At 63.1% G+C, this 14616-nt stretch carries 7 protein-coding genes; 6 read left to right on the forward strand and 1 reads right to left on the reverse strand.

Going from position 1 to position 14616, the window contains the following annotated elements:
• Positions 1-124 precede the first annotated feature (124 nt).
• Positions 125-1339 (forward strand): NADP-dependent isocitrate dehydrogenase, encoded by a 1215-nt coding sequence (locus C7C57_RS02735; protein WP_030148118.1) that lies wholly within the window; start codon positions 125-127, stop codon positions 1337-1339.
• A gap of 82 nt (positions 1340-1421) precedes the next feature.
• Here C7C57_RS02735 and C7C57_RS02740 read toward each other — a convergent pair whose 3' ends face one another.
• The gene (locus C7C57_RS02740; protein WP_187977494.1) at positions 1422-1955 is read right to left on the reverse strand and encodes a hypothetical protein; all 534 of its coding nucleotides are present in this window, start codon (positions 1953-1955) and stop codon (positions 1422-1424) included.
• 314 nt (positions 1956-2269) lie between these two features.
• On the opposite strand from C7C57_RS02740, the gene C7C57_RS02745 reads away from it, so the two are divergent.
• The 5 genes from C7C57_RS02745 (at position 2270) to C7C57_RS02765 (ending at position 14555) form a co-directional block, all read left to right on the forward strand.
• Positions 2270-2896, forward strand: coding sequence for an LpqN/LpqT family lipoprotein (locus tag C7C57_RS02745; RefSeq protein WP_187977495.1), 627 nt, complete (start codon positions 2270-2272; stop codon positions 2894-2896).
• A 166-nt stretch (positions 2897-3062) separates the two neighbouring features.
• The gene (locus C7C57_RS02750) at positions 3063-4433 is read left to right on the forward strand and encodes a glycosyltransferase (RefSeq protein ID WP_223144780.1); all 1371 of its coding nucleotides are present in this window, start codon (positions 3063-3065) and stop codon (positions 4431-4433) included.
• 16 nt (positions 4434-4449) lie between these two features.
• A complete protein-coding gene (locus tag C7C57_RS02755) occupies positions 4450-6492 on the forward strand; it encodes an acyltransferase family protein (protein ID WP_187977496.1) in 2043 nt (680 codons plus the stop codon).
• Positions 6493-6704: 212 nt separating this feature from the next.
• Positions 6705-6908 (forward strand): hypothetical protein, encoded by a 204-nt coding sequence (locus tag C7C57_RS02760; protein WP_030148123.1) that lies wholly within the window; start codon positions 6705-6707, stop codon positions 6906-6908.
• A 111-nt stretch (positions 6909-7019) separates the two neighbouring features.
• The gene (locus tag C7C57_RS02765; protein ID WP_187977497.1) at positions 7020-14555 is read left to right on the forward strand and encodes an Ig-like domain-containing protein; all 7536 of its coding nucleotides are present in this window, start codon (positions 7020-7022) and stop codon (positions 14553-14555) included.
• The last annotated feature ends 61 nt before the right edge of the window (positions 14556-14616 follow it).

Consider the following 14616-nt stretch of genomic DNA (forward strand, 5'->3'; position numbering starts at 1 on the left):
CGCGGCGCGAATACTCTGGATACTGGATGTTCACCCATCGAATCTGTCTCGATGTCGAGATAATTCGCTCGCTCCGGTAAGCTGGCTGATGGCCGGACCCGGCCCGTTTCTGAGGAGCACTCTTATGAGCAAAATCAAGGTTGAGGGAACCGTTGTCGAGCTCGACGGCGACGAGATGACCCGCATCATCTGGCAGTCCATCAAGGACACCCTGATTCACCCCTATGTCGACGTGAACCTGGAGTACTACGACCTGGGTATCGAGTCGCGCGACGCTACCGACGACCAGATCACCATCGATGCCGCTCACGCGATCCAGAAGCACGGGGTCGGCGTGAAGTGCGCAACCATCACCCCCGACGAGGCTCGGGTCGAGGAGTTCGGCCTGAAGAAGATGTGGAAGAGCCCCAACGGCACGATCCGCAACATCCTCGGCGGCGTGATCTTCCGCGAGCCGATCATCATCTCCAACATCCCGCGTCTGGTTCCGGGCTGGAACAAGCCGATCATCATCGGCCGTCACGCCTTCGGTGACCAGTACCGCGCCACCGACTTCCTGTTCCAGGGCGAGGGCACCCTGACCGTTGAGTTCACCCCCAAGGACGGTGGCGAGGCTCAGAAGTTCGAGGTTTACCAGGCACCCAGCGACGGTATTGCCCAGGTTCAGTACAACCTCGACTCCTCGATCCGCGACTTCGCTCGCGCCTCGCTGAACTACGGCCTGAGCCGCAACTACCCGGTCTACCTCTCGACCAAGAACACCATCCTCAAGGCCTATGACGGTCGTTTCAAGGACATCTTCCAGGAGATCTTCGAGGCCGAGTTCAAGGCCGACTTCGACGCCGCGGGCCTCACCTACGAGCACCGCCTGATCGATGACATGGTGGCCTCGGCGATGAAGTGGGAGGGCGGTTACGTCTGGGCCTGCAAGAACTACGACGGTGACGTGCAGTCCGACACCGTGGCCCAGGGCTTCGGCTCGCTGGGTCTGATGACCTCGGTCCTGTCGACTCCGGACGGCAAGGTTGTGGAGGCCGAGGCCGCCCACGGTACCGTGACCCGTCACTACCGTCAGCACCAGGCCGGCAAGCCGACCTCGACCAACCCGATCGCCTCGATCTTCGCCTGGACCCGTGGCTTCGCCCACCGTGGCAAGCTGGATAACAACCAGGAGCTGATCGACTTCGCGAACACCCTGGAAGACGTCGTGATCAAGACCGTCGAGTCCGGCAAGATGACCAAGGACCTCGCGCTCCTGGTTGGCCCGGACCAGGCCTACCAGACCACCGAGGAGTTCCTCGCGTCGATCACCGCGAACCTCCAGGCTCGCCTGGGCTAGTCGCCCCCGTCGAAAACCCCGTCGGATCCTCGGATCCGACGGGGTTTTTGCGTACCCGGAGTCAGCGCTTGTGGGGCGAGGGTTATCCCGCGGGTGCCTCGGTCGGGGGTGTGGCGCTGGGGCAGAGCTTGAGGAACGCCGCATCGGCGTCCTTGGCCGCCTTTTCTGCGGTGGACAGCTTGTCGAGGTCCACCTTGCTGGGGTCGGTCTGGCCCTGCTGGAGGACGTCGGCCATCGCCGCGGCCGTGCTGGTGAGCAAGAGTCCGGCCTTGCGAACCTCATCATTATTGATCGCGTTGAAGGCGTTGGAGAGCTCGATATTGGTGGCGCGCAGGGTCGCGAACGCGCCCGCCGGGTCCTCGGTGGGGTTGACCGTCGAGTTGGCCGGATACGCGGTGTTGAGGGCGGCATTGGCCGTGGCGCAGGCGGTGGCCAGATCCACGGGGTCGCCCGTGGGGGAGGTGGTCGGGGAGGGGAAGGGCTCGCTCTTCGGCGCGGATTCCGCGGTGGAGGAGGGTGAGGGGGTCGGGTCTGCGGCCGAGCAGCCGGCGAGGCCGATGATGCCGGCAAGCAGAACCGGCACCAGGGCGAAACGGCGGGGGATAAGCGGGTGCATGAGAGTCTTTCGGATCGGGTGCTCGGTGAGCGTAGCAGACCGGCCTGGGTCTTCGATTAGCCGAGAGAATTCACGCGATTGGGTCGCACAGCGCGGCGGTAGAACGCATTGCATAACGGTTGATGTGTAAATACGTCAGGGCAAGGTGCAATTCGCGTCGCGTCCCTCTCGGCAGCGTTGTCCTAACATATCGTTGAAAATGACCGCGGGCCCTGTGCGATCTTAGACAACAGTTGTTATCTATTGGATTCACGAAGTCGAACTCCGCGGGCACCGTAAACCGATAACCCCCAACCACGGAGCTTGAAGACTCGATGAAAAACCTGAAATCTCGCCTCACCGCCCTTGCGCTCGTGAGCGTGCTGGGCCTCGCTGGCTGCAGCGCCCAGGACGGCACGACGAAGCCCGAATCCTCCAGTTCTGCGTCTGCCGAAGCGGGTGCGGAGGACCCCACGGGGTTCGTGACCATCCTCAAGGAAAACAACATCAAGACCGAGCCGGTGAACCCGGCAAAGGGCACGAAGCTGGAACTGCCTGAGGTAGAGGGCTGGACCACCAGCACCGATTCCCCGCCGCCCGGCACCCTCGCCATCATTACCGGTCCGCGCGGCGAGAGCGGATTCATCCCCAATCTCGTTGTCTCCGCGCTTAAAATTTCGGGTGATGCCAAAGCCGAAGAGATCGCTCAGGCTCTCGCTACCGGGCACCCTGGAACCGACGTACAGATCGATGCGCCGGCCGAACCCGGCGACACCTTCACGGTCACCGGAGGACAGGTCGCGGGAGATACCCCGATGACTCTCAACCAGTACGGACGAATCGTGACCGAGGGTAAAACCAAGTACCTGCTGCTGAGCCAGCTCAGCGCAACCACCGCCGATGCCGACGCTCAGGGTGAAGCCATCCAGGCTTCCCTTCCAACCGGCATCACCCTGAAGTAGTCGCTCGCTCGAAGTCTCCGCTTCGGTAGTTTCATCGGTCGGAGATTTCGAGTGCAGAGCCTTCGAGTGCGGAGCCTTCGCTCCGAGACGTAACCCCACCGCATCATAAGGAAGCCGTGCCGGGTTCCTTTGACGACCCCAAAACTGACACCGTGAAAGGAACCTCGTGAACAGCGACACATTCTTCGCAATCTGCCTCATCTACTCGGGGGTTTTCGGCACGATGTTCATTTTGTACATCGTCGCGATCATCATCCCGTTCAGTCGGCTGAAGCCGGATCAGCCGGGCAACCCCGAAGATTTTGAGTGGCACTTTGTGGTTCCCTGCCGAGACGAGGAAGCCGTGATCGGCGACACCATCCTCTACCTCACCGAGTTTTTCCCCAGCGCCCACGTCTGGGTGATCGATGATGACTCCGAGGACTCCACCGCCGCGATCGTCACCGCCGCCGGGGAACGCAATACCCGAGTCCACCTGGTCCAGCGCCGCCGCCCCAACGCCCGAACCGGCAAGGCGCACGCACTGAACTATGCCTGGAAGCAGATCCTCGACTTCATGGGCCCGGACGCCGATCTTTCCCGCTCCATTCTGACCGTGGTTGACGCCGATGGGCGCCCCTCCGAAAACCTGCTCGAAGTGAGCTCGGGTCCGAACCTGTTCGGGGCTCGCGGCGTCGCCGCGGTGCAGGTTGAGGTTCGGATGTCCAATCGTTCGGTACGCCGCCCCTTCCCCGAGTCCGACTGGTATAAGAATCTGGTTGCTCGCACCTTCGTTCGGATGCAAGACATTGAGTTTCGCGGTCCGATCTCGGCCATCCAGACCAGCCGTAAGTACACCCGAACGGTGAACGTCGGAGGTAATGGCCAGCTGGCTCGCATGTCTGCGCTGCTGGAAATCTCCGATGACGATGGCCCGTGGCGGGGAGCGCTGCTGGAGGACTTTGAGCTGGGTTTGCACCTCCTCCTGTCCGGCTGGCGCAACGCCTACACGGCATCGGCCTGGGTGGATCAGGAAGCCCTGTATTCGCTGCCTCGCTATATCACCCAGCGCGCCCGCTGGGTGCAGGGCACCATGCAGTGCATCCGCTACTTCCCGAGCCTGTGGAAGAGCCGATCGGTAAAAAACGCCGGGGCGTTGGAGATTTCCTACTTCCTGATTCAACCCTGGGTTCAGCTGCTGGGCACCCTGTTCTACCCGATCCCGATCTTCTTCCTGATCTCCACCCTGGCCGAGGATCCCAAGCGCACCGCGATGTATTTGAGCGGAGGCGGCTGGCTGGTCCTGATCGGACTGGTGGTCTTCACCTTCGCCCAGTTCGGGGTGTGGGGTCCGATCTACCGCCATCGCAGCGAACCGAAGGCCTCGGCCCTGACCGGGATCGGCTGGGGGTTCAGCTATGTGCCCTACATCTACCTGTCCTACGCGGTGGTCTGGAAGGCGTTTGTCCAATTTGTCCGCCGTCAAAACGGCTGGGCCAAAACCGTGCGCAACGGTGAGGCCGCATCCGATGCCGTTCTTGTTGCTCGATTGAAATAACGAAGGGAGAAATTCCGTGAGTCTTGTCACAACACCCCCTACGGAGAGCCCTCTCCCCGTTCGTCGCCGCGATCTTCGCGCGCAGACGCTTCCGACCACCCCGAAGGCTCCTCCGGCATCTCGCTCCCCGTGGTTTTTCCCGGCGGTAGACGGGATGCGCGGCCTGGCGATCGCCTCGGTGCTGCTGTACCACACTAACTGGAGCCCACGCGGACTGTTCGGTGTGGACGTCTTTTTTGTGGTGTCAGGGTTCCTAATCACGCTCCTGCTGATGCGCGAGCTGGATCGCACCGGCACCATCAAACTCAAGAAGTTCTACGTGCGCCGGGTGAAGCGTCTGTTGCCCGGCCTGATCATCACCCTGGGTCTGGTTATCTGGGCGACCTGGCAGTTCGGTACGCTCCAGGAACTACAGACCAACGCCACCAAGTCGATCTTCTCCCTGCTTCAGATTGCCAACTGGCAGCAGCTCAACTCGGGCGAGGCCTACTGGGAAATGACCGGCAATATTCAGCCGCTCGCACACATGTGGTCGCTGTCCATTACCGAGCAGTTTTATGTCGTGTGGCCGCTGTTCCTGCTCGCAGCCTGGTGGCTGTGCAGGCGACGCGCGCTGCCCATGCTGATCGTGCTGCTGGTGGCTCTGGTGGGTTCGGCACTCGTGGCACCCCTGATGTGGGACGGCTCCAACTCGGACCGTCTCTACCTGGGAACAGAGACCCGTGCCGTGGGATTCATGGCCGGCGCAGCGCTGGCAGCCACCGTCTTTCTCGTGGTCAAGCGCCGTCTGGACCGTGGCGCAGCCGAGCCCTCCTCTCGCACCTTTAGCTTCCTGATCACAAGCCTCAGCGTGGTGACTCTGCTCATTGTTGTGGGCGCGAGTATCGCTACCGCGTCGTATCACGAAGCATGGCTCTACCAGGGCGGCCTGGCGGCCGTGGCAATCGCCGCCGCGATTTTTACCGCGACGCTGTGTTTCTCGGCCAACCGTATGGTGCGCTTCTTCTCGTTCTCGATCTTCGTCTCGTTTGGGCGGGTGAGCTACACCGTTTACCTGTTGCACCTGCCCGTTTTCTGGGGCCTGCAAAAGCTCGTTCCCTCGATAGAACCACTAACGCTGTTCTTCTTCGGGGGCGGCCTCACCTGGCTCCTCGCCGCGTTCCTGCACCATGCGATCACCGAGCGGATGCGCCTGTCCACCTGGAAGATCAGCCGCGGCGTGCCCGCGCTGATCGTCTCGATGGCCCTGGTCTTCGCCGGCAGCATGTTCCTGCCCGAACAGCGAATGGCGGCGATGCGTGACACCACGATTTCCGCCGCCGATACCTCCAACCTCAATCTCGCTCCCGGTCGCGCGGGGGGCCGCCCGGTGGTACTCACCGTGGGAGACTCGCTCGCCAACGACTTCGCCACGATGCTCACCGAGCACGGAAGCAACGCGTTTGCTGTTTCCGACGCCGGTGTGGGCGGATGCGGGCTGATGTCCCCGGAACAGGTTCGTTCAACCAACGGCTATGTATGGGAAAAGCAGACCCAGTGTCTGTCCTGGATCTACACCGTGCCCAAGGCCATTAAAGAGGCCCAGCCGGACATGATTCTGATTCACAGCTCCTGGGATGCCGCCGATCAGCTGGTCGACGGAACCTGGATGAACGTGTGTGAGCCCGCCTACCAGGAACGCTACCTGGGCCAGCTGAAGAAGATTGTCGACTGGCGCGACCAGACCGTGCCCGATGCCCAGATTCTGTTTGCCAATGAGCGGCCCACCAATGGCATCATCTCGGTGGCCAGCCAGATGGGGTGTTATAACGACCTCCTGAAGACGGCTACCGAGACGTTCCCCCAGTCAACTGTGTTCGATTGGGCCGGATCGCTGTGTCCCGAAAACGGACCGTGCCGCAGCGAGACAGCCAACGGCGAGGCGATCTTCCTCAAGGACAACGTGCACCTCAGCAAGGCGGGGATGGACACCCTGACCTCCTGGCTGGAGAAGGAGCTGGCCGATCAGCGGGCAACCTTCACCGCGGCTTCATCCTCAGCGGACGCCGCCAATGGTTAGCCGGAAGAAGCGATTGATCCAGGCCTCTGGGGAGGGGTTGCCTCCACCCATTGGCGCATCGGGGACGCTCGCGGATAGCCTCGCGCGGCCCATCAGCTTGCCGAAATCGAAATGTCAGATTCTCGGCGGGACCGGGATGCTTCTCATCCCAGACACCCCGGCCATCCGGCCGGGACAACAAACACCTAGGAAACAGAAACAGGGGGAAACGTATGTACGGATCCGGAAATGGCGGCCTGATTGGCGGCGGTGGTCTGCTCGGTGGCGGCCTGATTGGCGGGGGCGGGCTGCTCAGCTCGACCGGGGCCTCGGTCACCGGAGCGGTGGTTCTGCTGGTCACGCTGCTGGCAAGCGGCGCTCTCATGCTGCGTGCGCGTCGAGTCAACGAGTCGCGCGAACGCAACAGCCACGTCTAAAAATCCGTGCTGGGCACCTTGAACGAGGTGCCCAGCACGGGGTTACTCGTTCTAAGTGGTGCCCGTGCGGTGCCGGCCGTCCAGTGGGACGGCGGAAGGTAATAGGAGAAAATGTTTAAACAAACCCTTGCGGGAGTGGTGATCGCGGCACTGTGCGTGTCCGGTCTCGCGTCTGCAGCGTACGCGGTGGAAACACCGCCGGGGGAGGGAACCTCGGCAACCCCGAGTTCCGATCCCACCTCATCCGGTTCCCCGGTCACCCCGGGTAGCCAGACCAATGTTTCCGTTGACCCGAGCGGGTCTGCGACGCCCGAGGTCTCCGCGACCACCGATGCTCCGGCTCCGTCCGATTCGTCGACAATAACCAAGGACTCGACCGCCGAGCCGCAGGCACCTGGCCAGGGCCGGGGGGCCGCGCCCTTCGCGACAACCGCGCCCGGCCTTCGGCCTACCGCAGGCAATCGCCTCGTGGGCCCGTGGCTGACCGGGTTCAACCTGCAGGTTACTCAGGGATCCTGGGCTCGCCCGCTGGTCCAGGGCCAGCAGCTCGAACTCCTTCGCCAGCAGCCGAATAGCCAGACCCCCGATTTCTCGTTCCCGGGGCTCGAAGACACCGGTCCCATTACCGGAACCGGACTGCTGAGCGCGCTCTGTGTGACCCGTGCCAGCGATGCCAACAACGCGGTGCTGACCGCGGAGCTGTGCACCGGTGCGGCAAACCAGGACTGGAAGCTGACCCGCTACGTCCACCAGGCAGCCACCCAGAACATCTGGACGCTTTCGATTCCAAACAGCCTCTCCGATGGAATCGGCTGGAACACCATTAACACCTCGCCCGTGGTGTACCGCGGATGGGTGTATCTCGGTTCTAAGCAGGAGCTTTCCTCGCTGAACCTGAACTTCCTCACCGCAAACGCCGGGATGACCGCGCAGGTTCGTTCGGTGGATTCCACCGCGAAGACCGCCGTGGTTGGCGGCACTGCGGTACCCGGATCCGAGGTCCGGCTGGAATACCCCGCGGGGACGTTCACCAAGGCAGCCGTGGATGCGGCGGGTAACTGGTCAACCACCGTGCGCAATCTCAAGTCAGGTGCGAACACGATCATTGCCGCGCAGTTTGTGGGTGGCGTGCAGTCGGGATCGACCGTGTCGCTCACCGCGACCGTTGTGGACACCCCGCTGACCGCCCAGGTCAAGGTTGTCAACGTGGGTGCTCGCACCGCCGTTCTGGGTGGTACCGGTGTGGCCGGCTCTCAGATCAGCGTCGTTACCGATAACGGTACGCTGTCCACTCAGGTCGCCACCGACGGAACATGGGAGCTCAATGTCAGCGGATTGAAGCTGGGTGTGAACTCCTTCTCGGTCACCCAGAACAACGCCGGTGTCATCACCGGTCCGGTGCCGCTGTCGCTGAACCTCGCCGCACCGAGTCTGACCGCGCTGCTGAAGTCGCAGGACAACCTGGCCAAGAGCGCTGTGCTTGGCGGAACCGGCCAGCCCGGTGCCACCATCACGGTGAAGACCCCGGCCGGGGAGAAGACCACCACGGTGGACGGCTCCGGAAACTGGCAGTACACGGTCACCGGACTGCCCAATGGAAGCACCGCTCTGCCGGTTACCCAGACCGTGAACGGAACGGTCTCTCCGGCGATCAATGTCAACGTGACCATCCTTGCCGCGGCCGAGAACTTCACCGTCGCCCTGCAGTCTCAGGACGACGCGGCAAAGTCCGCCGTCGTGGGAGGAACCGGTGAGCCGGGTGCCCTGATTAACGTCGGCGCCACCGGTGCCAACACCGCCCAGGCGATCGTGGGAACCGACGGGAAGTGGACCACCTCGATTACCGGTCTGAGCGTGGGCGGTAACGTCCTCACCGTGACCCAGACCGTGGGTTCCACGGAGTCCACCCCGAAGTACGTGCAGGTCAATATCAAGGCCGTGGCCGCACCCTTCACCGCCATGCTGAAGTCGCAGGATAACACCGCGAAGTCGGCAACTCTGGGCGGCATTGGTGAGGTTGGCGCACAGATCAGCATCATCACCCCGTCCGGTGTGAAGACCACCGTGGTCGACGCATCCGGTAACTGGGAGTTCGTGGCGACCGGTCTGCCCAACGGACCGACCACCTTCCCCATCACCCAGACCATCAATGGCGTCGTTTCGGCACCGCTGAGCGTCTCGGTCACCATGCTTGCGGTGGCCGACAACTTCACCCTTGTGCTGCAGTCGCAGAACAACGCGGCGAAGACCGCCGTAGTGGGGGGAACCGGTGAGCCCGGTGCGACGATTACCGCGAGCGTGGGCGCCACCAAGTTCACCGCGACCGTGACCGCCGATGGCTCCTGGAGCACGACCGTAACCGGCCTGGTTGTGGGCGGAAACATCGTAACCGCGGCCCAGACCGTCCCCAGCGGAACCTCCGCGGATAAGTACGTGATGGTAAACCTCAGCGCGGTTGTTGCCCCGCTGACCGCCACGTTGACGTCGCAGGATGACACCAAGAAGACCGCGACCCTCTCGGGTACGGGTGAGCCGAACGCCACCATTACGGTGAAGACTCCGGCCGGAGACAAGACCACCACGGTGGCTGCCAACGGAAGCTGGGAATACACGGTCACCGGTCTGCCGAACGGTACCACTACCCTTGAGGTAACCCAGACCGTTGCCGGTGTGGTGTCGGCTCCGGTGAGTGTTCCGGTGACCATTCGGGCGAGCGTGGAGAACTTCACGGCTTCGCTGCAGTCGCAGGACAACGCGGCGAAGTCCGCGGTGATTGGCGGAACCGGTGAACCCGGTGCCACCATCACGTTGGAGAGCACCGATGGTTCCACGGTCACCGCGACCGTGGCTGCCGATGGGATGTGGAGTGCAACCGTAGCCGGTTTGCGGGTGGGTCCGAACGTCATTCCGGTGACCCAGACCATCGGCGGTACCGTGTCGGGTGAGAAGAACGTGCGCGTCACCATCGTGGAAACCATTGCCACGCTGACCGCCTCGGTTCTCTCGCAGGACAACACCGCCAAGTCCGCGGTACTCGGGGGAACCGGTCAGCCCGGTGCCACCATCACGGTGAAGAACGCCGCCGGGGACAAGACCACCACCGTGGACGCCTCCGGTACGTGGCAGCTCCCGGTTTCGGGCCTGCCCAACGGCACCACCACCTATATGGTCACCCAGACCGTGGCCGGTGCCGAGTCGACCCCGATTCCGGTCAACGTGACGATTCTCGCTCAGGTGTCGAACTTCACCGCTTCGCTGCAGTCGCAGAACGACGCCCAGAAGTCGGCAGTGATCGGGGGAACCGGTGAGCCCGGTGCCACCATCACGCTGGAGAAGATCGACGGCAGCAAGATCACCGCGACCGTGGCCGCCGACGGTACGTGGAGCTCGAGCGTTGCCGACCTGCGGGTGGGACTGAACCTCATCCCCGCTACGCAGACCATCGGCTCCGAGGTTTCGGGCGAAAAGGTCGTGCGTGTCACGATCGTCGAGACCGTTGTTCCGCTGAGTGCCAAGTTGCTCAATGTGAATAACCCGGACCGCTGGGCGAACATCACGGTGACCGCGACCCCCGGGGCGACGATTACCGCTACCTCTCCGAACGGTACCAAGGCTACGGCCGTGGTTCCGGCTTCGGGCAAGGTTGTTGTGCGTGCGCTGGATCTGAATGTTGGGGCCAACGACATTCTGGTGACCCAGAATGTTGCCGGTGTGGAGTCCGCTCCGGTTGTGGTCAAGGCCACGATCGCCAAGCAGACCGATCCGGTCACCGCCACACTGAAGTCCCAGGACAACGTCGCTAAGACCGCCGTTCTTGAGGGAACCGGTGAGCCCGGGGCCACCATCACGCTGAAGGGCGCGGGGGCCGACGTCACCGCGACCGTGGGAGCGGATGGAACCTGGACCGCAACCGTCACGGGTCTCAAGAACGGCAAGAACACCGTCGCCGTGACCCAGACCTTTGCCGGGAAGACCACCGGTCCGGTCAGTGTCGTGATCGACATCAAGGCCGTGGCCGAGAACTTCACCGCGAAGCTCGACTCGCAAAACGACGACGCCAAGTCGGCCGTGATCTCGGGTACGGGTGAGCCCGGTGCCACCATCACCGTGTCTCCGACCACCGGAACCAAGACCGTCACGGTCGCCGCTAACGGAACCTGGAAGATCACCGTCACCGGTCTCAAGGTGGGGCTGAACAACGTCTCCGTGACGCAGACCGTGGGTACCACGATCTCGGCCGCGAAGACCGCGCCGGTCACGATCGTCGAGACCGTTGTTCCGCTGAGTGCCAAGTTGCTCAATGTGAATAACCCGGACCGCTGGGCGAACATCACGGTGACCGCGACCCCCGGGGCGACGATTACCGCTACCTCTCCGAACGGTACCAAGGCTACGGCCGTGGTTCCGGCTTCGGGCAAGGTTGTTGTGCGTGCGCTGGATCTGAATGTTGGGGCCAACGACATTCTGGTGACCCAGAATGTTGCCGGTGTGGAGTCCGCTCCGGTTGTGGTCAAGGCCACGATCGCCAAGCAGACCGATCCGGTCACCGCCACACTGAAGTCCCAGGACAACGTCGCTAAGACCGCCGTTCTTGAGGGAACCGGTGAGCCCGGGGCCACCATCACCATCAAGGGTGCCGGTCCCCAGGTCACCGCAACCGTCAAGTCCGACGGAACCTGGACCGCAACGGTCACCGGGCTGAAGCTGGGTGCGAACACCGCCCAGGTCACCCAGACCTTTGCTGGGAAGACCACCGGACCCGTCGCCGTGGACATTCTGATCGAGACCGTGGTGGGTAACTTCACCGCCAAGGTCGAATCATGGGATGACGCCGCCAAGACCGCCGTGATCGGCGGAACCGGTGAGCCCGGGGCCACCATCACGCTGTCACCAATCTCCGGAGACGTGACCGTGAAGGTTTCGGCCAACGGCACCTGGAAGACCACCGTGACCGGCCTGGTTGTGGGACCGAACATCGTTCCCGTCACCCAGACCATCGGAAACGAGGTTTCGGCACCGAAGAACGTCACCGTGAACATCCTGGCGAACCTGGCACCCCTGACCGTCGAGGTCGGTACTGTAGACAACGCCGGCCGCTGGGCAAACCTGACCGGTACCGGTCAGCCCGGCGCGCAGATCATTGCCACCGTGGCTGGCGGGGCCTCGTTCACCACTCAGGTGGCCGCCAACGGAACCTGGAGCACCCGTGTTCTGGGCCTCGAGGTGGGCACCAACTCGGTGAGCGTTACCCAGAGCGCCGATGGTGTGACGTCCAACCCCGTGACGGTTGCGATCAAGATCACCGAGGAGGTCGACAGCTTCACCGCTAACCTGGTGGGCCAGGACGACTCCAAGCGCACCGCGGTGATCGCGGGTACCGGTGTCATCGGTGCCACGATCACCCTGAACACCCCGAGCGGCAACCAGACCGTTGAGGTGGATGCCGAGGGCAACTGGCAGTACACGGTGACCGGTCTGAGCATTGGCAACAACCCGATCCTGGTCAGCCAGACCGTGAACGGCAAGCCCGCCGGGCAGAAGGTTGTCACGGTGAACATCGCCGCGGTAACCGTTCCGCTGACCGCGGATGTGAAGGACATCAACGATGCCAAGCGCACCGCGACCATCTTCGGAACCGGTAAGCCCGGTGCCACGATTACGCTGAGCCTGTTTGGGAAGGACGTGACCACAACCGTGGCCGCGAACGGTACCTGGTCCCGCGAAATTGGCGGCCTGGTGATTGGTTCGCAGTCGGTTGCCGTCACCCAGAAGGTGGATGGCGAGCTGGTGGGTTCGACCTTCGTCCTCGTGGGCGTTGGCGTGACCATCAAGGACCTGACCGCCAAGCTGGTCAACGTGAACAACCGTGAGCGTTGGGCGAACATTGGTGGTACCGGCCAGCCCGGTGCCGTGATTATCGCCACCAACCTCAACGGCACCCAGTTCACCGCCACCGTTGCCAACAACGGGCGCTGGACGATGCGAGTGCTGGATCTGAACGTGGGACCGAACACCATTGCGGTGCACCAGTCCTACCTGGGAAACGTCTCGCCGACCATCAACCTGTCCGCGGCAATCGCAATTTGGATTGCCAAGCCCACCATTCGGGTGATCTCGCAGGACGACCTTGCGAAGACCGCAGTTGTGGGGGGCACGGGTGAGCCCGGTGGAATCATCACCGTGACCTTCGAAGGGCGCAAGTACACCGCCACCGTCCAGGAGGACGGCACCTGGACCCGTGAACTGACCAATCTCAAGCGCGGTGCCAATGCCGTGAGTGCGATCCAGGTCATCTACGGCAACACGTCCGACCCGGTGGCAACCACGATCACGCTGAAGGCCATGCTTGAGGACTTCACCGCGAAGGCAGCCGCCGCGAACGACGCCGCACGGACCGTGGAGGTTTCGGGAACCGGTGTTCCCGGAGCAACCATTCACCTCCGTCCGGGTTCGGCCAACGCCACCACCACCGTGGTTGATGCCGCGGGCAACTGGAAGGCTACGGTCTCGAACCTCATCGTGGGCGAGAACATCATCCCGGTTCACCAGGAGCTGGACGGCAAGATGTCGGCCCCGAAGAACCTGTATGTGTCGGTCGTCTCCACCAACCGCCCGCTGACCGGAACCGCCACCCTGAACAACGCCGCTCGTTCGGCCGCGCTCGCGGGAACGGCAACGCCGGGGTCGGTGATTAGCGTGGTTCTCTCCAACGGGACCAAGCTGAGCACCACAACCACCGCGGCTGGGAATTGGAACACCTCGGCGACAAACCTGCCGCTGGGTGTCACGGTCTTCTCGGTAACCCAGACCGTGGGGACCGAGACGCTCAACGACGGCATCACGCTGCAGGTTGAGGTCAAGGCCACCGTGGGCAAGCTGACCGCGAAGATCAGCTCGACCACGAGCGCCACCGGTACCGTGAACGTCACCGGAACCGGCACCGCCGGGGCCACCGTCACGGTGAGCGGCCCCGCCGGTGACAAGACCGTCGTGGTTCCCGCCAACGGAAACTGGTCGCTGGACTACTCGGGCTTGCCCGACGAAGCCAGCACCCTGGTCGCCATCCAGCGTCTTGAGGGGGCAGAGTCCAACACCGTTGACCTCTCCGCCTTCATCATCCCGCCGGTGACCTCCGCCAAGGTGGATCGCATCGCCTCGATGGCCGGCACCGTGTACTTCTCGGGTACCGGTATCCCGGGCTACGCCGTGCGCGTGACCCTGGGAGACAAGACCATCGGAAGCATCGTGGGTGCCGACGGCACCTGGACCCGTCAGTTCAACGACGTCCCCATGGGCACCAACGATTTCACCATCGTTCAGGCCAAGGGAACCGACATCTCACGGGCCACGGCCCTACCGGTGGAGCTGACCATTCCGACGATCCCTTTCACCGCAAAGCTGTGGCAGTACAGCAACTCGACGCTGCAGGCACGGTACACGGGAACCGCCACCCCCGGATCGGTGATTACGGTCACCACCGAGGATGGAACCAAGAACACCACCACGGTTCCGATGACCGCGACGGGTGCCTGGAACTTCTGGGCAACCTCCGGTTATAAGAGCGGTAAGAACACCGTCACCATCACAGAAACCACTGCCGATGGTGTGGAGTCCGCACCGATCTATTCCACGGTGACCTTCCCCTAACCGAGAAGACACCGTTACGGCAACGCCCGTCACCCCTCCGGTGGCGGGCGTTGCCCGTCCG

The sequence above is a fragment of the Mycetocola sp. JXN-3 genome (assembly GCF_014522285.1).
Lineage (GTDB): Bacteria > Actinomycetota > Actinomycetes > Actinomycetales > Microbacteriaceae > Mycetocola > Mycetocola saprophilus.